The sequence below is a fragment of the Aliidongia dinghuensis genome, from assembly GCF_014643535.1.
Taxonomy (GTDB): Bacteria; Pseudomonadota; Alphaproteobacteria; order ATCC43930; family CGMCC-115725; genus Aliidongia; species Aliidongia dinghuensis.
Genome location: NZ_BMJQ01000003.1, coordinates 227,341 through 248,305 on the forward strand (window position 1 = coordinate 227,341; position 20,965 = coordinate 248,305).

Consider the following 20,965-nt stretch of genomic DNA (forward strand, 5'->3'; position numbering starts at 1 on the left):
ACCATGAGATAATATGCAGCCTGAAATTGGAGGCGCGACAGCTCATGGCCAGCGAACAACGCTATCTGATCCTCCCGAAGCAAGGCTTCTACGCTCCCCAGGTCGGCACGGTAATCGTCGAACCAAACGCCGGCGGCACGATCCAACGATTGTCGCGAACTCACGTCGTCGACGAAGGTAGGCCCCTGGAGATCAAGGTCGTCGATCGGATAGGGAAAAACGGCCCCGCGGTCGCGGCGCTCGATCCCCAGGATCTGACATGGCTGAGACGGGAGGCGCGCGATATTCGCGTATTGCCGAATCGCAAATATCACCGAGCAATAAGGCCTTTGGCGCGCGCCAGCTATCGTGCCCTGTCGCTCAGAAGCGGTTCGGCCATTCAAACCCGGATTTTCGTCAAGGAGCGCGGAACCGGCAGGCCGCTGCAGGACGTCACAGTGATCGCGATCGTCGATCGTGCGACGAACGCAGGCGTACGGCGGCGAACGGGAGCCACCGGTCAAGCGACGATCACCTTGCCAGGCTCCACGGTGATCGAGCAGCTGTTCATATACCCACCCGCCGGCTTTTGGGGATTCCATGCCCAAAACCACGATTTGAAGCCGGGAGAAGTTTTCGAGCTCGATCCCCTTGAGATCGACTATCGCGATTTTCTCAAACGTTCCTTTCCAATGCCCGCACCGGAGAACGGGGGCGGGGTCAAAGTCGGCGTCATTGATACCGGAATAGATCTCGACCATCCCGACATTGTCGTCTCGGGAGGCTGCAACTTCGTCCTTGGCGAGGATATGAATGACTTCGGGCCAGCGGATGGGCACGGCACTCATGTCGCGGGCATCATCGCGGGCAAGCGCACGGGCCTGGCGCCGAAAGCGGAAATATATAGCTACCGCGTCTTTCCCTACGGCGGCGGCCCGGCCGATACAGTGGCGATTTCCAAAGCGATCGATCGGGCGATTGCCGATGGTTGCGATTTCATCAATCTCAGCTTGGGCGGCGGGGTTAAGGACGATGCCCTCAACGAAGCGATCGGCGCTGCCTTCGAGCAAGGCTGCGTGTGCATTGCCGCCGCGGGCAATTCCGGACGCTCCCCAGTCGGGTATCCGGCCTGGATCAAACGTTCATTGGCCGTATCGGCGATCGGTCACTGCGATACCTTTCCGAAAGATTCCGTCGAAGCTGGCGATATTGCGGATCCCCGATCGGCGAATGATCCGGGCATCTTTGTTGCGGGCTTTTCGAACGTCGGTCGCGAACTCGATTTTACCGCCCCTGGCGTCGGCATCATTTCTACCTGGATCGACAAGGGATATGCCGTCGAAAGTGGAACCTCGATGGCCTGTCCGGCGGTTACCGGAGCGGGTGCGGCGCTCCTGTCGCGCGATCCCGGTCTGCTAAAGGCCGTGCGCAATTCCCGCCGCGCGCTCGGCATCAAGGAACTCCTCGAACGCTCCGCCCAATCGATGGGGCTGCCCCAGTCCTTTGAGGGGTTGGGTCAGCCCACGATTTGACATAGGATTGGGCTATGCGACGTTACCTATTGCGATATCGCGGCACCGGCCCAAGACCATCGGACGTTCCGGGATTGATCGGGCCGGATGATGGCTTGAGGCTTCTGGAAGCCCTCGGCGACGGATACGTTGTCGAGGGAGAGAAGGCTGCTGTGGACGCATTCCTCGGGCGCCTCAGCGGCTGGTTTAGCGCGCCGGTGAAGCAGTACGGGCGCCCCAAGATCGGCGCCGCGCGCCATGGGCGGATACACCGGCTCGCCGTCTAGGTCCTACGAACCCCTCTGGAAACCTCGCGTCGCGTTTGCACGGCAGTGTCTGACGGCATGCCGCAGAACCTCGAAGCCAGCCGATCGAAGTGCCGCCGCCGTTCTTCCAGCCGGCGTGAGAGCCCGGCCGGACCCCGGGGTCCGGCCGGAGCAGATCAGGCCGCCGTCTGCGCGGCGGACAAGCCGACTTTGAGGGCGTTCAGGCCTTGCAACGCCTGGCGCTGCGCAGCTTCCGCCAGCGCTTCCTGCTGGGCGGCCTGCGCGAAGGCGAGCATCTCACCGGCGAAAGCGATCTGCTCGAGCCACCAGGGCGGCGGCGGTGGCGGCCGATGCAGCAGGATCCAGATCAGCTCCGACAGCGGGACCGAGCCGCAGGTGTCGTCGAACAGCATCTCGGCACCGGACGAGAAGGCTTCGGCCATCGGGCCCGTCACGGCGGCGCCGATCTGGTGCAGCCGGATGGCTGCCATAGAGGCCGACCTCGATCTCGGCAATCCGCCAGGGGCTGGGCTCCGGGTCGGCGCTGTAGCGGTTCTCGGAAAATTCGGTCGCGACATGAGGCCGCGGTGGCCAGGGACGCCCAGGCGGGCGCGTGCCGCACCATGGCCCCTCATCGGCAATACTGAGTAGGGTCTTGAAGCTCATGACTTCCCCCCAGAGGAGATCGCCGAAAATTAGACAATCTCCCAAGAAGATAACTTTATTCTGGCGATACACTTGCGAGATTACGCACAGATGATTTTATTCAACCAAAAGGATGAGATTACATTTCGATCAATAACTTAGAGCCTAATCAGACCGAGATATCGACTATCCCGACACCACGGCGACTAGGGGCAGAACACCATTCCGCCCCATATTTGAGATCATTGTCCGTTTCAGGGCGTTTGCTTCGGTCGGCGCGGCGCGCTCACAGGCCGTCGCGCCGTCCCTTGTGGATGGGGATAGGGGATAAGGATAGGGATGACGCCGTCTCAGCAATCTGGCGATCGGGCTCTTGGACGCGGTATCGGGGCCGCCGTCCTGGTGCTCGCGACCCTGACAGCCATCGCGGTGGTCCCGAGCCGTGCCGACGACCTGGAAGCGGCGACGGCAGCCAGGATGGGCGACTACGCGACCGCAGTCTCCCGCTGGCGGACCTTTGCCCAGCAGGGTGATGCGGATTCGGCCTATCAGCTGGGCCATGCCTATGAGACCGGCCGCGGCGTGCCGCAAGACATGCATCAGGCCGAACAGTGGTACCGCACCGCCGCGGCGGCAGGCTCCGGGGCCGCTGCCTACGCGCTGGGCGTCATGGCCGAGGAGACCGAGGCGCCCAACGGCCTGCCGCAGAACACGGATGCCGCGATCGCCTGGTACTACAAGGCTGAGGCGGCCGGCGATCCACGGGCGGCCGAGCGGCTGGCGGCGCTCGGTGCCGGCGCGATGCCAGAACGGGAACCTGCGGAACGGGAACCGGCGCAGCGCGCGCCGAAAGCCGCCCCGGCGCCGGCTCCAGTGCCCGTTGCCACTCGCCAACCGCCAAGGCCGGAGCCACCGCGACCCGAGGCCCGGCCAGAAGCGCTGCCGCCCGATCCGGCGGCGACCTTCGAGCGGGCAGTCGCGACCTGGCGTGCGCACGGCATCGACGCCAAGGACCCGTCGGTGCTCGAGGCGCTCCAAACCGCGGCGAAACAGGGCTACCCGCTCGCCCAGTACGATCTCGCCTATGCCTATCAGCACGGGCTGGGCGTGTCGGCGGAACCGGCGCGGGCCTATGCCTGGTACCGGCGCGCTGAGAGCTCGAACGGCCCCGCCCGCCTGCGCGAGGCGGCCGCGGCCAACCGCCGCTCGCTCGACAACCGCCTGTCGGATGCGGAGAAGCAGGCGGCGAGCCAGATCGACGAGCCGCAGGCGCGCTGATGCGCCGTTAATTTCGGGAAAGCGGAGCTAATTTCTGGAAGGAGGACCGGGCAGCGCCACCAGCTCCCCGGCCTCGAGCCGCTTGTCCGATGAGAGACCCGGGTTCGCCGCCAGCAACGCTTCAAACGACGGCCGATCGCGCGACGATCGGTAGACGGTCCGATAGATCGAGCGCAGCGTGTCGCCGCGCCGCGCCGGAATGAACAGCACGTCGGCCGATGCGTTCGGCGGCGCGGCCGGCGGGGTCAGTGGCGGCACGGTCGCCGTTTGCGGCGGCACCGCCGGCGCGGTCGGCGTGAGCGTGGTCGGCGGCGGGGCGGTCGGCGACGGGGTTGTCGGTCGCGCCGGTGCTGGCTGCGTGGCCGTCGGTTGCGGCGTTGTCGGCGGCGGGACAGACGGCGCGGCGTTGGGGGTGCCGGTCGTGGTTTCGACAAGCGGCCGCACCGGCGTCTCGTTCGAGATGTTCCAGAGCCAGTAGCCGAGGCCGACCGCTGCCGCCAGCAGGCAGACCGGCACCACCGCACGCGAAATCCGCCGACCGGCCGCCGGCATGAACCGGTCGGGCTCCCCGTCCTCGACGCTGATCGGCGTTCGCACGCGGACCGGCGTCGGCGCCGGCGGCTTGGCGTCGCCGCGGATCGCCGTCTCGGCCGTGGCATAGTCGACCGGCATGCGCCGCTCGGCGAAGCCCGCGCGCAGCACCCGATCGCCGAGCGCCAGCAGCTTGCGCGGAATGCCGCCCGCGGCGATGACGATCGTCTCGATCGCCTCCGGTGTCAGCACCGCCTCCGGCTTCTCTGCCCCGGCTCTTCTCAGCCGCTCCTCGAGCAGGGTCCGCGCCTCGGCTGGCGTAAACGGCGGCAGGCGCACCCGCGCGCTCGCCCGCTTGTCGAGCGCCGCCGCCGCCGGCCGCGAGAACAGGTCGACGAAGGGCGGCGACACGGCAAGCACGATCGACAACGGCGCGTCGTCGGCGTCGCCAAGCTCGGCGAGCGAGCCCAGGGCGCGCAGCGCCTCGTTGGTCAGTTTCTGCGCATCGTCGAGCACGATGACCGTCGCCTGGCCCGCCGAGGCACGGCCAGCAAGCAGGTCTGCCATTTCCTCGAGACGCGGCGGCGGCGCGAACGGCCCGACCAGCCCCTCGCCCAAGGCTTCGAGCAAGGTCCCGCGGTCGAAATCGCGCCGGGCGATCTGCAGCACGCGCACCCGGTCGGTGTCGGCATTGCGCTCATAGGCCCTGAGCAGCTCCGACTTGCCACTGCCGACCCAGCCTTCGAGCGTGATGACGCCGACGCGGCGGCGGACCAGATTGGCAATCGCATCGAGTGCGGCCCGCTGGCTCGCGGTCTCGACCAGGAAAGACCTATCCGCCGCGAGATCGAACGGGGTCTGACGCAGGCCGAAAAAGGTTTGATACATAGTTCGCGCACGCCGTGGAGTGGGATTCGGGGTGCAGGCATAGCCCGCCACGGGTTGTGAACGCTTGCAGTGCGCGACCGTCCCCCTATACCGCTGCGTCATTTTCGCGACACGGGGAATGGCGCCGGTCTTCTTGTCGTCAGGCAGACATGAAATCGTTGGTTGAGGATGGGGCGGCGGAGCGCCCCCTAGCCGAGGCTCTTGCCCTTCCGGTACTGGTAGAGCGCTGCCGTGAACACGCCGATCGACACGACGGTGATGATGACGGTCGCGAGCGCGTTGATCTCCGGGCTCAGGCCGAGGCGCACCTTGGAGAAGATCACGAGCGGCAGCGTGGTCGAGCCGGGGCCGGAAACGAAGGCCGTGATGACCAAGTCGTCGAGGCTGAGCGAGAAGGCGAGCAGCCAGCCCGCGACCAGCGCCGGCGTCATGAGCGGCAGTGTAATGAGGAAGAACACCTGGACCGGGCGGGCGCCCAGGTCCATCGCCGCCTCCTCGACCGAGACGTCCATGCCGGAGAGCCGGCTCTGCACGATGACCGCGACGAAGCTCATGCAAAACGTGATGTGCGCGATGACGATGGTCAGCACGCCGCGGCCGGCCGGCCAGCCGATCGCCTGCTCCAGGCCCACGAACATCAGCAGCATGGAGATGCCGGTGATGATCTCGGGCATGACGAGCGGTGCGGAGACCATGCCGGCGAACAGCGTCCGGCCGCGAAAACTCGTGAAGCGCGAGAGCACGTAGCCCGCGAGCGTGCCGACCACGAGCGCGCCCGTGGCGCTCGCGACCGCAACCCGGAGCGACAGCCAGGCAGCGTCCAGGATCTGTTCGTTATGCGCGAGCTCGCCGTACCATTTGACCGAGAAGCCGGACCAGACGGTGACGAGCTTCGATTCGTTGAACGAGTAGACGACGAGCGTCGCGATCGGCCCATAGAGGAAGATGAGCCCGCAAATGAGTGCTGTCGGCAGGAACCAGCGACCGCGCACGAAACCGTCGATGACGCCGCTGCTGGTCATTGCCCCGTTGCTCATCGTTGGGCCTCCGCTCGGCCCTGTGCCCGCTGCAGCAGCATGAGCGGCACGACCAGCAGCGCCACCATGACGACCGTCACGGCCGACGCCATCGGCCAGTCGCGGTTGGCGAAGAACTCGCTCCAGAGCTGGGTCGAGATGGTGAGCGTGTCGGCGCCGCCGAGCAGTGTCGGGATGATGAATTCGCCGACCGCCGGGATGAAGACCAGCAGCGAGCCCGCGACGATGCCCGGCAGCGACAGCGGCAGGGTCACGGCCCAGAAGGCGCGAAGCGGCCGGGCGCCCAGGTCCATGGCCGCCTCCAGGAGCGACACGTCGAGCTTCTCCAGGGTCGCGTAGAGCGGCAGCACCATGAACGGCAGATAGGCATAGACCATGCCGATGTAGACGGCGGTCTGGGTGTTGAGGATCGTGATCGGCTGGTCGATGACGCCGAGCCAGATCAGGAAATTGTTGAAGAGCCCGTTGTCCTTGAGGATGCCGATCCAGGCGTAGATGCGGATCAGGAACGACGTCCAGAACGGCAGCACGATCATCATCAGCAGCACCGGCCGCAGGTGCTGGCGCGCCCGTGCGATGGCGTAGGCCATCGGATAGCCGATCAGGAGGCAGCAGACCGTGGTAACCGCGGCATTCCGGAGCGAGCTCAGGTACGAGAGCAGATAGATCGGGTCGTCGCTGACGAGCCGGAGGAAATTGTCGAGGTGCAGCGTGATCTGCAGCGCGCTGCTGTCGTCGTCGAACGAGAACAGCGGCGTATAGGGCGGAATGGTCGTGTCGCTGTCGGCGAAGCTGATCTTCAAGACCAGCAGGAACGGCACGAGGAAGAACAGCCCCAGCCAGAGATAGGGTGCCGAGATGACGAGGCCGCGCCTCGGCAGCCGGGCGCGGAGTGCCGCCCAGAGGCCGCTCTTTGGACGCCCGCCCACCGAATGCCCACTCGCCAGACGCCCGCCCTCGCGAAGCCCGTTCATGGGGAGCTCGCTCACGGCTCGACCAGGATCGAGGCCTGGGCCGTCCAGCCGACGATGACCTCCTCGTCGCGCCCGAACGGCTGGTCCCTCCAGCGGCCGAGGTTGGGCGCGGTCGCCGTGACCACTTTGCCGCTCTCGAGCGTCACGTGATAGACGCAGGAATCGCCGAGATAAGCCACGTCGCGCACCCGGCCTGCGAGCCCGTTCGGCAGGTCGAGCCCGTCCGCGGCCTTGGCGAGCCGGAGCTTCTCGGGCCTGACCGCGACGCAGAGGGCGGCGCCCGGCAAATGGCCCGCCGCATGGCTCACGACCAGGTCGGCGCCGGCCTCGGCGCTTTCGATCACGGCATGGTCGGCGAAGCTCTCCCTCAAGCGCCCCTCGAACAGGTTGACCGAGCCGATGAAGTCCGCGACGAAGCGGCTCTGTGGGTATTCGTAGATCTCGCTCGGCGTGCCGACCTGGACGATCTTGCCGTGGTTCATGACGGCGATCCGCGTCGACATGGTCATCGCCTCCTCCTGGTCGTGGGTGACCATGACGAAGGTGATGCCGACCTGCTCCTGAATCAGCCGCAGCTCATACTGCGTCGCCTCGCGCAGCTTCTTGTCGAGCGCCGACAAGGGCTCGTCCAGGAGCAGCACCTTGGGCCGCTTGATGATCGAACGCGCGAGCGCCACGCGCTGGCGCTGGCCGCCAGACAATTGGCCGGGCTTGCGGCGCGCGAGTGCCCCCAGTTGCACGAGCTCCAGCGCCTCACCGACGCGCCGCTTGATCTCGCCCTTCTCGACACCGTCGCGCCGCAGTCCGAAGGCAACGTTGTCCTCGACCGTCATGTGCGGGAAGAGGGCATAGGACTGGAACATCATGTTGACCGGCCGCTCGTAGGGCGGCACGCGGCTCACGTCCTGGCCGTCGATGACGATCGAGCCGGCATCGGGGGTCACGAAGCCCGCGAGCATGCGCAGAAGCGTGGTCTTGCCGCACCCGGACCCGCCCAGGAGCGAGAACAGCTCGCCGCGATGGATGCCGAGGCTCACTTCGTCGACGGCGCGGGTCTCGCCGAAGACCTTCACGAGCTGATCGATCTTGATATGCGCTTCGGCCGACAGGTCGCGCCAGGGCTCGCTCTCGCGAACGGAGGGGGTGGTCACAGGGCCGGGTACCTTCGTGAAGGGATCCAAGGTTCTGATGTCACGATGCCGGCGAAGGGGCACGCCCTCCACCGGCACCGCAAGCATCTGGGACCTCTATTAATGCCCGCTCTTGATCTTCGTCCAGAGCCGGTTCTTCAGACGTTCAATGTCCTTGTTCGATACCGAGATCGAGAACAGCTTCGCCTCGACGTCGGCCGGCGGGAAGATGCCGGGATCGTTGGCGATTTCCGGCTTCACGAACTTGATGGCGTCGGCATTGCCGCTCTGGCCGTAGATCGTGTTCGAAGTCTCGGCCATGACCTCGGGCTGCATGATGTAGTTCAGGAACTTCAGGGCCGCATCCGCATGCGGGGCGTCCTTCGGCATCGCCACCGTGTCGATGTAGCGCTCCGAGCCCTCCTTCGGGATCTTGTAGGCGACGGTGACGCCCTTGTTCGCCTCGGCCGCGCGCCGGCGGGCCAGGTTGATGTCGCTCGAATAGCCCCACGAGACGCAGACGTCGCCGTTGGCCAAGTCGTTGATGTATTCCGAGCTGTCGAACTTCCGGATATAGGGCCGGATCTTCATGACGACATCGGCCGCCTTCTCGATGTCTTCCTTCTTCTGGCTATCCGGATCGAGGCCCAGGTACTTGAGCGCCGCCGGGAACACGTCGGTCGGCGTGTCCAGCATCGTGATGCCGCAGCCCTTGTACTTGGCGAGGATCTTCGGGTCGAAGATGAAGCTCAGGCTGTCGATCTGCGCATTCGGATCGATCGCCTTCACCTTTTCCATCACGACGCCGATGCCGGTGGTGCCGGTGACCCACGGGATGGCGTGCGCATTATCCTTGTCGTACTTGGCCATGCGGCCGAGCAGGCCCTTGTCGAGATGGCTCCAGTTCGCGAGCTTCGACTTGTCGAGCGGCTGGTAGATGCCGGACTGGATCTGCTGGGCCAGGAACGGCGTCAGCGAGGGCATGACCAGGTCGTAGCCCGAATGGCCGGCCTTGAGCTTGCCGTCGAGCGTCTCGTTCGCATCGTAGGTGTCATAGGACACCTTGATGCCGGTTGCCTTCTCGAAGTTCGCGACCGTGTCGGTGCCGATATAGTCGGACCAGTTGTAGATGTTGAGCTGCGTGCTGTCCGCAGCCTGCGCCGAACCCGCCGTCGCGAGCGCACCCGCGAGTGCTGCTGCCGCGACCGTCGCCAACAGAACCTGTCGCTTGACCATGCCGTCGTCCCCCTGGATCGATTGAAGCCCCCTGCCGCTTCTCCATAGACACCACGCCCATAGACGCCACACCGGGACACCGGGATCGGAGGCCTCAGGCCGGGCCTTGTCGCCTTTTGTCAGGAACGCGTTTTCGGAGTTGCGACCGGCGCATCCGAACAATTTCCGAAAGCCCTTGTCAAGCGCGCGGGCGGCCTGGGTTTCCCCAGCGAGACCGGGACATATCGACGCGTGACCGAAGGGCCACTAAATCAGGTCCCGGAGCCGGTACCAGAGCATCGCCAGCATCAGCGCGGGCGTCCGGAACGGGCCGCCCGGGAATGGCGCGTGCGGAATGCGGGCGAAGAGGTCGAAGCGCTCGGCCTGGCCCGCAATCGCCTCGGCCATGACGCGGCCGGCGATGGCGGTGAGCGTCACCCCCTGGCCCGAGAAGCCCTGGGCGAAATAGCTGGTCGGCCCGATCCGGCCCAGGTGCGGCGCGCGATTGACCGTGATGTCGACGAGGCCGCCCCAGACCTGGTCGAAGCGCACGTCCGCCAGCTGCGGGAAGGTCTTCAGCATCGACCGGCGCATCTGGCTTCGAAGGTCGGCCGGATCGCGCCCGGAATAGCTGACGCGGGCGCCGAACAGCAGCCGGTCGTCCGGCGTACGCCGATAGTAGTTCAGCACGAAATTCATGTCGCAAACGGCGATGTCGTCGCGCAGCAGCTGGCGGATGCGCGCACGCCCCAGCCGCTCGGTCGCGGCGATATAGGTGCCGACCGGCGCGATCATGCGCGCGAGGCCCGGGACGAGGCGACCCAGGAGCGCGTTGCCGGCGAGCACGAGCGCGTTGGCCCGGACCCGCCCCTTCGCCGTGGTCAGCGACGGCTCTGCGCCCGCATCGATCGCGGTCACCGGCGAGTCCTCGTGGATCGTGACCCCCTGGGCGCGGCAGGCATCGGCCAGGCCCAGCGCATAGTTGAGCGGATGCAGATGGCCGCCCAAGGGGTCATAGAGACCGCCCACATAGCTGCGCGAGCCGACGCGCGCGCGCATCTCCGCCTGGTCGAGCAGCACGGCGCCGTCATGGCCAAGGGCCTGCCATTCCGCCTTCATGGTCTCGAGGTCGGCCATGTGCCGTGGCTTCAAGCCCGCGAAGAGATAGCCGCGCGTCAGCGCGCAGGCGATGCCGTGACGGGTGATGGTCTCCTCGACCAGCCGGCGCGCCTCCTCGGCCAGGCCCCAGAGCCGGCGCGCGTCGTCCGGCCCGACCCATTTGCCGAGGGTCGCGATCGACGGGTTGAAGCCGGTGACGAGCTGGCCGCCGTTACGGCCCGAAGCGCCCCAGCCGACCCGCCTTGCCTCGAGCACCACGACCTTGAAGCCGCGCTCGGCCAGATGCAGCGCCGCCGACAGGCCGGCATAGCCGGCGCCGAGCACGGCCACGTCGGCCGACGCCTCGCCCGCGAGCGGCAGGTAAGTCGGGATCGGATTGGCCGTGCGCAGGTACCAGCTGTCGACATGGGCCGAGGCACCAGTCAAGCGCCACCTCCCGCAGCGCAACAAAATCCAGGCGTGCCCCGTTGGCGACCTTGCGGGTTCGGCGCATAGTGGAACCCGGACGTCATAACGGCAGAGGAGCGCCGCCTGCCCCTGGCAGCGGCTGAGGCAGCATGAGTCTCTTGGAGACCTTCATCAAAGACCATCAGATTACCGAAGTGGAATGCCTGGTACCGGATCTGTCGGGCATCGCCCGCGGCAAGATCCTTCCCGCCGAGAAATTCCTGCGCATCTTGCGCGATCGGGGCCTCCGGATGCCAGAGGCGATCTTCGTCCAGACCGTGACCGGCGACTTCCCGGACGACGAGGATGTGACCAGCCCCGAGAACAGCGACATCTACATGCTGCCGGACGAGTCGACGATCCGCATCGTCCCCTGGCACAAGGAGCCCACGGCCCAGGTCATCAGCGACTGCGTCTATGCCGACGGCGGCAAGGTCGACATTTCGCCGCGCTTCGTGCTGCAGCGGGTGCTCGAGCTCTATGCCGCCAAGGGCTGGAAGCCGATCGTGGCGCCGGAACTCGAATTCTTCCTGGTGCAGATCAACACCGACCCGGACTATCCGCTGGTGCCGCCGGTCGGCCGGACCGGCCGGACTGAGAGCGGCCGCCAGGCCTACGGCATCGACGCGGTCAACGAGTTCGACCCGATCTTCGAGGACGTCTACGACTATTGCGAGGCGCAGGAGATCGACATCGACACGCTGGCGCACGAGGCGGGCGCGGCGCAGATCGAAATCAACTTCAACCATGGCGAGGCGCTGGTGCTCGCCGACCAGGTCTTCCTGTTCAAGCGCACGGTGCGCGAGGCGGCGGTGCGCCACCAGATCTACGCGACCTTCATGGCGAAGCCGATGCAGAACGAGCCCGGCTCGGCCATGCACATCCACCAGAGCATCATCGACCTCGATACCGGCCGGAACCTGTTCGCGACCGACGACAACCAGGACACGGACCTGTTCCGCGGCCATATCGCGGGCCTGCAGAAGTTCCTGCCCATGGTCATGCCGCTGCTGGCGCCGAACGTGAATTCCTACCGGCGCCTCATCGCCGGCACCGACGCGCCGATCAACGTCCACTGGGGCCGCGACAACCGCACCGTGGGGTTGCGCGTGCCGCTGTCGGCGCCCGACAACCGTCGGGTCGAGAACCGGGTCGCCGGCGCCGACGCCAACCCCTATCTGGCGCTCGCCGCCTCGCTCGCCTGCGGCTATCTCGGCATGACGCTCAACCTGCGGCCCGACGCTCCGGTCCGCGGCAGCGCCCACGGCCGGCCCTTCTCGCTGCCGCGCCACCAGTCGGACGCGCTCGAGAAATTCAAGGCCTGCGAGCCGCTGAAGGAGATCCTGGGCGCCAAGTTCATCGCCGCGGTGACGCACGTGAAGCAGGCGGAATACGAGGCCTACCAGCGCGTGATCTCGAGCTGGGAGCGCGAGAACCTGCTCCTGAACGTCTAAGCCTGCACAGGGAAACCGCCCCCGATGCCCCATCTCATCGTCGAATATTCCGCCAACCTGGCGGACGTCGTCTCGATCCCGGCGCTGCTCGAGACGGTGCACCAGACCGCCGCCGCATCGGGGCTCTTCGAAGTCTGGGCGATCCGCAGCCGCGCCGTCGTGCGCGAGCTCGCGATCACCGGCGACGGCAATCCCGAGAACGGCTTCGTCCTCGTCACCGTCCGGCTCAAGGCCGGCCGGCCGAAGGCGGTGCAGGAGGCGCTGGGCAAGGCGCTTCTCGACGCGGCGTCGGACAGCCTCGCCGCCGTGTTCAAGGCGCGGTCCATCATCCTGAACGTGGAGGTCCACGAGATCCCCGAGCTCAGCTTCCGGCGCCGATCCGAGGACGTGTGAACGCCGCTACCGGCCACCCCGTGCTAGGATGCGCCCGATGGCCGACGGAGCGCTCCGGGCCGCGGAACTCCTTGCCTTGTGCTGAGCGCCAAGCATGGTCCCTTCGACAGCCCCGAGGAGGTGGCCGGGCCATCGGGAGGATGTGCCATGACGACCTACATCATGCTCGCCAATTGGACCGATCGCGGCGCCCAGACCGCGAAGGACTCTCCCAACCGTGTCGACACGGCGCGGAAAATGCTCAAGGAGATGGGCGGCGATTTCGCGCAGCTCTTCCTTACCATGGGCAAATACGACTTCGTTGCCGTCTATGAAGCACCGGACGATGCGGTGGCGGCGCGCTTCAGCGTACAGCTCGGCATGCTCGGCTACGTCCGGACGCAGACGCTGAAGGCCTTTCCGGAGCCCGCCTATCGCGAGATCATGCGGTCTCTCGCCTAGAGGAAGCGCCGGCCGCCGGCTCGGTGATCGCGGCAATATAGCGGTCTGCCGAGCGGCGAACGGCGCCCTTCGCGTCCTCGGCCACGATGCTGTGCCAGAAAGCGCCGTAGATCCGCTCGAACGCCAGCGGCTCCACCGCGTCGCGGACGGCGGCAACGGCCCGCGCCGGCAGCGGGATCTGGTTCGGATAGCTGTACATGAAGCTGACCCAGCGCCGGTCGGCCACGACCTGGATCGTGTCGCCGGTGAGCAGCACGCCCTGCCCTTCCGCCCCCGCCGGCCAGTGCAACACGGCCGAGCCCGGGAAATGGCCGCCGGTCCGGATCACGCTCACGCCGCCGCCGAGGTCGAGCCGGTCGCCCGACCAGAAGCGGATCGCCGGGTCCGGGCGCGCGACGAAGGCACGGTCCGCCTCGTGCAGATGGATCGGCACATCGCCGAACGCCCGGCTCCATTCGATCATCGTCGTGTAATAGTGCGGATGCGAGATCGCGATCGCGCTGATGCCGCCCAGGCCCTGGATGAGATCGATCGTGGCGTCGTCGATGAGTGCCACGCAGTCCCACAGGATGTTGCCCTCCGGCCGACGGACGAGCAGCGCCCGCTGGCCGATGGCGAAGTCCGGTGTGGTGCCGATGCCGTAGAGGCCTGGCTCGATCCGCTGGAACGCGTTGCGGTGCCGGCGGCTGAGCGCGTCCAGCGTGGTCCACGTCTGACCGACCGCGGGAATGAACTGCCGCGTCTCGTCGCACACCGGGCACCGCGCCGGCGGCGCCTCGGCCGGCGGAAACTGCAGGCCGCAGGCGGTACAGAGATAGGCAGGCATGTGGGGGACTCCGATGATGGCACGTCTTTCTGTCGTCATCCCCGGGCTTGACCCAGGGATCCACGCATTGCCGGTCAAGTGCCAGCTGGTGTTGGCGCGTGGATGGCCGGGGCAAGCCCGGCCATGACGCCCATGATAAGCCGACTTTCAGATTTCGTCGGGTAATCAGGTAGTTAGACTTCCCTCACTTCCCGCTTGCCGCCGCCTGCTGGATACGTTCGGCCGAGCGGCCGCGGGCTTCGGCCAGGTGGTCGAACTCGTGGGTATAGCTGCCGACGCCCATGCTGGCGGAGCGCAGCTCGATGATCAGGTCGTGCAGCTCGACCGCCGGCACCAGGGCCTCGACCTCGTCCCAGCCGTGCCAGCCGGGCTTTTCGGCATAGCCCAGGATCTGCCCGCGCCGGCCGCTCAGGATGCGCTGCGCTGTCGACGTGTAGGTGGTTGGCACGCGGACCGTGACATGGTCGATCGGCTCCAGCAGCATCGGCTCGGCCTTGGCGAGGCCTTCGGTCATCGCCATGCGCGCCGCCGTCTTGAACGCCATGTCGGAACTGTCGACCGTATGGTAGCCGCCGTCGAGCAGGGTCACGCCGACGTCGACCACCGGGAAGCCGAACGGTCCCTTGCGCGTCGCCTCCTCCGCCGCCTCGCCCACGGCCGGGATATATTGCCGGGGCACGGCGCCGCCCACGACCTTGTCGGTGAAGCGGAAGCCGTCGCCGCGCCCCAGGGGCTCGAGCGACAGCTTGACGTCGGCGAACTGGCCGTGGCCGCCGGTCTGGCGCTTCAAGCGCGCATGCTGCTGCACGGGCTTGCGGATCGTCTCCTTGAACGCGACCTGCGGGCGATGGGTCGCGAGCTTGACACCCGAGTTGCGCCCCAGACGATCGAGCGCGGCGTTGAGATGGATCTCGCCCTGGCCCGTGAGCACGGTCTCGCCCGTCTCGCGATCCTGGATCAGGCCCAGCGACGAATCCTCCTCGACCAGGCGATGGAGTGCCGCCGACAGTTTCACGTCATCCTTGCGGTCCTGCGGCGTCACGGTCAGCGCATAGACCGCGGGCGGCGGCGGCGGGAACGTGATGCCCTCGACCGGGCCGGCGGGGCCGAGCGCCATGCCGGTCGCGACACCTTCGAGACGCGCAAGCCCCACGATCTCACCGGCTTCGGCCTGGGCAACCTTGACCGCCTCGCCGCCGGCCATGCGATAGACGCCACCGATCCGGGTGGCGCCGAAATTGGCGCCGTCCTTGACCGGCCCGCGCCAGACCCGGGCATAGCTGAGCTTGCCGGCATGGGCGGCATAGACGGTCTTGAACGTCTGGAACAGCGGCTCGCCCGCCCCCTCGATGCCGCTCCGTGCCGCAGTCATCGCCGGGTCCGGCCCGTCGTGGCGCAGCGCCTTCCACAGCCGGCGCACGCCATGGTCGAGCGAGGCCGCCCCCAGCAGGGTCTCGACGATCGTACCCTCGCACTGGTCCTTCTTCAGCTGCTCGAAGATCTCGCCCGGCGTCAGCTGGACATCTTCCAGGATTTTCTCCAGGAGGCCGTCATCGCGATCGGCCAGCACCTCGACCAGCGCTTCCCGCGCCTCGCCCTCGCGCTCGCGCATCTGGGCCGGCACCTTGATCAGTTCCGACGCAGCACCCTTGCGATAGCGATAGGCCCGGTCGCTCACCACGTCGACATAGCCCACGACGCCATCGGCCTCGCGGATCGGCACCTGGCGCAGGACGAGGGGATTTTTGGAAAACTCCTGCAGTGCGGCCAGCGTGTCGCGCACGCGGCCGTTGAGCGTGTCCACCTTGTTGACGAACAGGAGATGGGGAACGCCGCGCTCGTCCAATTCCTTGAGCAGCGGCGCCACGGTCAGCGCGCGCTCGGGCGAGGGCTCGCACACGACGACGGCGATGTCGACCGCGCTCAGCGCAGCCGAAGCCTCGAAGGCGAATTCGATGGAACCGGGGCAGTCGATGATCGACCAGGGATCGCCCATGAACCGGCAATGACCGATGGCAAGTTCCGTGCTCATGGTCCGGGCTCGGGGATCGCCGGACCGGCGGATCGGCGTGCCTGCCGCCGCCATCAGGGCCTCGAAGAGCGTGCTCTTGCCGCTACCATAGGGCCCCACCAGGGCCGCGGCACGGGGACGGGCCGTTGCCGCGGCCCCCGATCCATTATCGGTTGATGTGATTTGCGCAGGCATGGCGGCGCCTCCCTATCGGGGTCGCGCTTTCGGGCGACCTCTCGCGATGGCGGCGCCGGCATCTTTCGGCGCGGGCGCCGACCGATGCCGTTAGCCTCGCGCCGTTTGGGGACGCTTGTCGAGCCCCTTCAGGAGGGGAGATCGAAACTGCCGCGGCTCATCAATACGGCCGTACCGCCGACGCGCGCGGCCTTGAGCGTGCCGCCCACGATGTCGGCGCTGATCTCGATTTCGCTTGGACGGCCAATCTCGGCGCCCTGGGACAGGATCCAGCGCGCGACGCCGTCGGCCGGGTGCTGGTGGGCCGCAAGAAAGCCCGTAAAGGCGGCCGCGGCGGCGCCCGTCGCCGGGTCCTCCATCACGCCCATGGCCGGGGCGAACATGCGGACGCGGGCCGTGCGGCCCAGGGCCCAGTCGTCGAGTGCGGCCAGATAGAAATGCTGGGCCGGCGTGTCGGCGAAATGGCGGCGCCAGAGACCGAGGTCGAGACGTGCCGCGGCAAGCCGCTCAGGCCTGACCGGCAGGATCGCGAAGGACACGCCGACATTGAAGATGGCGCCCGGAACGCCAGGCTCGAGAGCCGCTTCGTCGAGCCCGACAGCGGCGGCGAATTGCGCCGCGTCGAAGCTTTCCGGCCGGCGGCTCGGCACAACCGGGCTGGTGAGCGTGGCCTTGAGCCGGCCCGCCGCATCGCGCTCGATCGTCACCGGCACCGGCCCCGCCCCTTCCTCGAGCACGATGTCACGCCGCCGATCGATCGCGCCAAGCCGGCCGGTTTCGGCCAGGATCAACGCTGTGCCGACGGTCGGGTGCCCGGCGAACGGCAGTTCCACCGCCGGGGTGAAGATGCGCAGGCGCGCCGTATGGGCCGGGTCCCCGGGCGGCAGCACGAACACGGTCTCGCTCAGATTGAACTCGGCCGCGAGCCGCTGCATGGTCTCGGCCGCGAGGCCCTTCGCCTCGGGGAACATGGCGAGCGGATTGCCGCCAAACGGCTGGTCGGTGAACACGTCGGCAGTGAGATAGCCGTACTCGGACATGGGGCACCCCGGAGATCGGAAAGGGCTCCGAGTGTCGCCACTGGAGCCCTCAACCACAACTGAGGAAATCTCGCCCGCGGGGCGAGCCCTGCTACTTCGCGCCGAGCAGCTCGACGTCGAAGATCAGCGTCGCATTCGGCGGGATGTCCTGGCCGGCACCACGCGCGCCATAGCCGAGATCCGGCGGGATGATGAGCGTGCGCTTGCCGCCGATATGCATGGTGGCGACGCCCTCGTCCCAGCCCTTGATCACCTCGCCCTGGCCGAGCGTGAAGGAAAACGGCTCGCCACGATCGACCGAGCTGTCGAATTCCTTGCCTTTCTTGCCGTTGACGAACAGCCAGCCGGTGTAATGCACCGTGACGGTCTGGCCGGCCTGCGGCACGGGGCCGATGCCGGGACGCGTGTCGATGATGCGAAGCCCGCTCGGCGTCGTGGCCTCGGTGGCGGCCATGGCCGGACGGGCGGCGAGCGGCTGAGCCGCGACGGCCAGCAGAAGGGCGGCGGGGAGCAAACGCGACAGGAACATGGAGCCTCTTGGCGCTGAGGAAGACCGGCGGCCGCCGGCCCGAATGGCGCCAGAGACTAGCGACATCCGGGCCGAGAGGCGAGCGCCAGCTGGAGCCCGATCCGCTCACGTCGAAACGACGTGAGCGGTGAATCGGTCTCCAACTTATTGGAATAGGGCAAGATTCACGCGTCAGATCGGCGTCGATCTGACGCGACCTTGCCCTAGTCGCGGACGCGACCGACCAATTGCACCGGGTTCACGAACCGGAGTGCTATGATCAGCCAGAACAGTGACGAGACCATGTAGACGACGGCGAGCGCGTCCAGCGACTGGTTCGCCCGGATGCCGGCCGAGAAGGCGGCGGCATAGAGCGAGACGACCAGCGTCTGGCTGTCCGGGCCGGCGGTGAGGAACGTGAGCTCGAACATGCCAATCGAACGCACCAGCACGAGAAGTGCTGCCGCCATGATGCCGGGCGCCAAGAGCGGCACCAGCACGTAGCGGAACACCGACCAGGTGCCCGCCCCGCACACCCGCGCCGCCGATTCGAGCCGCTGATCGATCTGCTCGATGAACGGCGTCATGACCAGCACGACGAACGGCACGGTCGGCACCAGGTTGGCGATGATGACGCCGGTGAGCGTGCCACCGAGGTTGACCCGATAGAGCAGGGTTGCGAGCGGCACGCCGTAGGTGATGGTCGGCACCAGCACCGGCAGGACCAGCAGCAGCAGGATCGTCCGCTTGCCGGCGAACTCGCGCCGCGCCAGCGCATAGGCGGCCGGCACGCCCAGGATGACCGAGATCAGCACGACGGCTGCCACGACCTTGACCGTCACGATCAGGACGTCGTTCAGCTGGAACTCGTCCCAGGCGCTGAAGTACCACTTGGAGGTAAAGCCTTCCGGCAGCCAGGTGCCGAACCAGCGCGTGCCGAAGGAATCGACCGCGACCGATGCCACGACGCCGGCGACGTTCAGGATGAACAGCCAGACGAGCGCCCAGAGCGTGACATGCCACACGCGGTTCCAGAACGGCGCCTGGAAATCGCCGCTGCGGGTGAGAGCTGCGCCGGTCATCCCTTCGTCCCTCCAACCGGACCGCGATAGAACAGGCTGCGGAAGCCCAGGATGCAGGCGACGACGATGAGCTGTACCACGCCCATCACCATGGCGCCGGCCGCGGCCATCGGTGCGTTGTAGTCTTCGTAAGCCAACTGATAGACGGCGAGCGCCATGACCCGCGTGGCACCGGCCGGCTCGCCCAGCAGTACCGCGGACGGGAAGACCGCGAAGGACTGCACGAAGGCAAGGCAGAAGCCCATGGCGAGGCCCGGCGCCAGGAGCGGCAGGTAGATCTGCTTGAACTGGGTCCAGGGGCTGGCACCCAAGGTCGCCGCCGCCTTGGCCAGCATCGGATCGATGCCCGTGACGTAGGAGAGCGTCAGCAGGAACGAGAATGGGAAGCCGGTGATGATGAGCGACAGCAGCACGCCAATGTAGTTGTGCGTGAGCCGGATCGGTCCGTCGACCAGGTGCAGCATGTGCAGGATGCGGATGAACCAGCCGTTGGGGCCGAGATAGCCCAAGAGGCCCTGTGCCACCAGCACGGTGCCGAGCGTGATCGGCACGACCAGGACCGCCGTCACCACCCGCTGGAACTTGCTCGACTTCCGGAGGGCGAAAGCGATCGGCAGCGCCAGGAACACGTTCGCCGTGGTCGCCGGCAAGGCGATCAGCAAGGTCTTCCAGATCGTCGAATAGAACCGCTCCTCGGTGAAGAAGCGGATGTAATTGTCGAACGCCCCGCCCTTGGTCGGCATGAACGACAGCGCCAGGCCGTAGATGCAGGGGAAGATGAAGAAGGCGAACACGAACAGCACCGCCGGCAGAACCAGCAGCGTCGTCCCGTCCCAGCCGAGCGCGGTGCGCCAGCCGGGCTTGGCGCCGGCAATGCCGCCACCGGGGGCTGCGAGCGTGCTCATGCGCCGGGCTCCGCGAACACACGTACACGCTCCGTCGGCACAGACAGACGCACGACCTCGTCCTGCGAGATACGACGCAGGCTGCGGAAGATGACCGGCTGGCCATCCTGGGTGACGGCCGTGCCGACGAACTCGCGGCCCGCATATTCAGCGCCGGTCACGCGCGCCTCGACGATATTGTCGCCCTCGGCACCGGCGACCAGATCCTCCGGCCGGATCGAGGCGATGGCGCGCGGCGTGTTGACCTTGCCCACGCCCTGGAGCGTGACACCAGGACCGGCGAGCTTCGTCTCGCCGGTTCCGTTGCCGACGACACCCAGCGACAGCGAGTTCTGATAGCCCATGAAGCGGGCGACCTCGAGATTGGACGGCCGGGCATAGAGATCCTCGGGCGGCCCCACCTGCTGGACCCGCCCGTCATGCAGCACGACGATGCGGTCGGCGAGCGACAGCGCCTCGTCCTGGTCGTGCGTGACATAAATGGTCGAGCGGCCGAGCTCACGATGGATGCGGCGGATCTCGACGCGCATCTCCAGGCGCAGCTTGGCGTCGAGGTTCGAGAGCGGCTCATCCATCAGCACGAGCGGCGGCTGGACCACGATGGCGCGCGCGATCGCGACGCGCTGCTGCTGGCCGCCCGAGAGCTGGCCCGGCAGCTTCTCCGCATGGGCCTCGAGCCGGACCATCTTGAGCGCGTCGGTGACGCGCCGGTCGATCTCGGCCTTGGCGACCTTCCGCATCATCAGGCCGAAGCCGATGTTCTTGCGCACGGTCATGTGCGGGAACAGCGCGTAGCTCTGGAACACCATGCCGAAGCCGCGCTGTTCCGGCCGGAGCACGTCGATGCGCTGGTCGTCGAGCCAGATGGCGCCGCCGGTCAGGGGCAGGAGCCCGGCCAGACAGTTGAGCGCCGTCGATTTGCCGCAGCCCGAGGGCCCGAGCAGCGCGATGAACTCGCCGCGCTTGATGGTGAGGTCGAGCCCGTCGAGCGCGGTGATGCCGGCGAAGCGCCGGGTCACCTTATCGAGCTTCAGCGTGTCGAAATTGCCGTCGATCGGCCCGGTCGCCATGGCTGATCCACCCTTATCGA

At 67.1% G+C, this 20,965-nt stretch carries 20 protein-coding genes; 6 read left to right on the forward strand and 14 right to left on the reverse strand.

The window, feature by feature from the left end; all coding sequences use genetic code 11:
* Positions 1-44 precede the first annotated feature (44 nt).
* Both IEY58_RS07065 and IEY58_RS07070 read left to right on the forward strand, forming a co-directional pair.
* Entirely contained in the window at positions 45-1,511 is a 1,467-nt protein-coding gene (locus tag IEY58_RS07065) for a S8 family serine peptidase (RefSeq protein ID WP_189043991.1), read from the forward strand.
* A gap of 95 nt (positions 1,512-1,606) precedes the next feature.
* Positions 1,607-1,777, forward strand: a complete 171-nt coding sequence (locus IEY58_RS07070) for a hypothetical protein (RefSeq protein WP_189043993.1) — start codon at positions 1,607-1,609, stop codon at positions 1,775-1,777.
* 155 nt (positions 1,778-1,932) lie between these two features.
* On the opposite strand, the gene IEY58_RS07075 is transcribed toward IEY58_RS07070, so the two are convergent.
* Complete coding sequence (locus tag IEY58_RS07075) at positions 1,933-2,247, reverse strand: hypothetical protein (protein ID WP_189043995.1); 315 nt, start codon at positions 2,245-2,247, stop codon at positions 1,933-1,935.
* Positions 2,248-2,740: 493 nt separating this feature from the next.
* On the opposite strand from IEY58_RS07075, the gene IEY58_RS07080 reads away from it, so the two are divergent.
* Positions 2,741-3,679, forward strand: coding sequence for a tetratricopeptide repeat protein (locus IEY58_RS07080; protein WP_189043997.1), 939 nt, complete (start codon positions 2,741-2,743; stop codon positions 3,677-3,679).
* A gap of 27 nt (positions 3,680-3,706) precedes the next feature.
* On the opposite strand, the gene IEY58_RS07085 is transcribed toward IEY58_RS07080, so the two are convergent.
* The 6 genes from IEY58_RS07085 to IEY58_RS07110 all read right to left on the reverse strand — a co-directional run bounded on the left by IEY58_RS07085 (position 3,707) and on the right by IEY58_RS07110 (position 10,999).
* Positions 3,707-5,098 (reverse strand): AAA family ATPase, encoded by a 1,392-nt coding sequence (locus IEY58_RS07085; RefSeq protein WP_189043999.1) that lies wholly within the window; start codon positions 5,096-5,098, stop codon positions 3,707-3,709.
* A 188-nt stretch (positions 5,099-5,286) separates the two neighbouring features.
* Positions 5,287-6,135 (reverse strand): ABC transporter permease subunit, encoded by an 849-nt coding sequence (locus tag IEY58_RS07090; RefSeq protein WP_229743549.1) that lies wholly within the window; start codon positions 6,133-6,135, stop codon positions 5,287-5,289.
* Positions 6,132-7,109 (reverse strand): ABC transporter permease subunit, encoded by a 978-nt coding sequence (locus IEY58_RS07095; protein ID WP_189044001.1) that lies wholly within the window; start codon positions 7,107-7,109, stop codon positions 6,132-6,134. The genes IEY58_RS07090 and IEY58_RS07095 overlap by 4 nt, the downstream gene beginning before the upstream one ends.
* 11 nt (positions 7,110-7,120) lie before the next feature.
* On the reverse strand, positions 7,121-8,260 hold the full coding sequence (locus IEY58_RS07100; protein WP_229743550.1) for an ABC transporter ATP-binding protein: 1,140 nt from the start codon (positions 8,258-8,260) through the stop codon (positions 7,121-7,123).
* Between the two features lie 99 nt (positions 8,261-8,359).
* Positions 8,360-9,475 carry a polyamine ABC transporter substrate-binding protein gene (locus IEY58_RS07105; RefSeq protein WP_189044005.1) on the reverse strand — a complete coding sequence of 372 codons (1,116 nt, stop codon included), beginning with the start codon at positions 9,473-9,475 and terminating at the stop codon, positions 8,360-8,362.
* 246 nt (positions 9,476-9,721) lie between these two features.
* Entirely contained in the window at positions 9,722-10,999 is a 1,278-nt protein-coding gene (locus IEY58_RS07110; protein WP_308422398.1) for an NAD(P)/FAD-dependent oxidoreductase, read from the reverse strand.
* A gap of 131 nt (positions 11,000-11,130) precedes the next feature.
* Between IEY58_RS07110 and IEY58_RS07115 the strand changes: the two genes are divergently transcribed.
* The 3 genes from IEY58_RS07115 (at position 11,131) to IEY58_RS07125 (ending at position 13,308) form a co-directional block, all read left to right on the forward strand.
* Positions 11,131-12,474 (forward strand): glutamine synthetase family protein, encoded by a 1,344-nt coding sequence (locus tag IEY58_RS07115; protein WP_189044007.1) that lies wholly within the window; start codon positions 11,131-11,133, stop codon positions 12,472-12,474.
* A 24-nt stretch (positions 12,475-12,498) separates the two neighbouring features.
* On the forward strand, positions 12,499-12,867 hold the full coding sequence (locus IEY58_RS07120; protein ID WP_189044009.1) for a 5-carboxymethyl-2-hydroxymuconate isomerase: 369 nt from the start codon (positions 12,499-12,501) through the stop codon (positions 12,865-12,867).
* Between the two features lie 147 nt (positions 12,868-13,014).
* Positions 13,015-13,308 (forward strand): GYD domain-containing protein, encoded by a 294-nt coding sequence (locus IEY58_RS07125; RefSeq protein ID WP_189044011.1) that lies wholly within the window; start codon positions 13,015-13,017, stop codon positions 13,306-13,308.
* Here the strand turns inward: IEY58_RS07125 and IEY58_RS07130 are convergent.
* From IEY58_RS07130 to IEY58_RS07160, 7 genes are all read right to left on the reverse strand, one after another.
* Positions 13,289-14,134 (reverse strand): MBL fold metallo-hydrolase, encoded by an 846-nt coding sequence (locus IEY58_RS07130; protein WP_189044013.1) that lies wholly within the window; start codon positions 14,132-14,134, stop codon positions 13,289-13,291. The two genes, IEY58_RS07125 and IEY58_RS07130, sit on opposite strands and share 20 nt — an antisense overlap.
* 184 nt (positions 14,135-14,318) lie before the next feature.
* Entirely contained in the window at positions 14,319-16,340 is a 2,022-nt protein-coding gene (locus IEY58_RS07135) for an elongation factor G (RefSeq protein ID WP_189044015.1), read from the reverse strand.
* A gap of 128 nt (positions 16,341-16,468) precedes the next feature.
* A complete protein-coding gene (locus IEY58_RS07140; RefSeq protein WP_189044017.1) occupies positions 16,469-17,380 on the reverse strand; it encodes a PhzF family phenazine biosynthesis protein in 912 nt (303 codons plus the stop codon).
* Positions 17,381-17,471: 91 nt separating this feature from the next.
* Positions 17,472-17,909 (reverse strand): FKBP-type peptidyl-prolyl cis-trans isomerase, encoded by a 438-nt coding sequence (locus tag IEY58_RS07145; RefSeq protein ID WP_189044019.1) that lies wholly within the window; start codon positions 17,907-17,909, stop codon positions 17,472-17,474.
* Between the two features lie 203 nt (positions 17,910-18,112).
* Positions 18,113-18,970, reverse strand: a complete 858-nt coding sequence (locus IEY58_RS07150; RefSeq protein ID WP_189044021.1) for an ABC transporter permease — start codon at positions 18,968-18,970, stop codon at positions 18,113-18,115.
* On the reverse strand, positions 18,967-19,875 hold the full coding sequence (locus IEY58_RS07155) for an ABC transporter permease (protein ID WP_189044023.1): 909 nt from the start codon (positions 19,873-19,875) through the stop codon (positions 18,967-18,969). The genes IEY58_RS07150 and IEY58_RS07155 overlap by 4 nt, the downstream gene beginning before the upstream one ends.
* On the reverse strand, positions 19,872-20,945 hold the full coding sequence (locus tag IEY58_RS07160; protein WP_189044025.1) for an ABC transporter ATP-binding protein: 1,074 nt from the start codon (positions 20,943-20,945) through the stop codon (positions 19,872-19,874). Before IEY58_RS07160 ends, IEY58_RS07155 begins: the two co-directional genes overlap by 4 nt.
* Positions 20,946-20,965 lie beyond the last annotated feature (20 nt).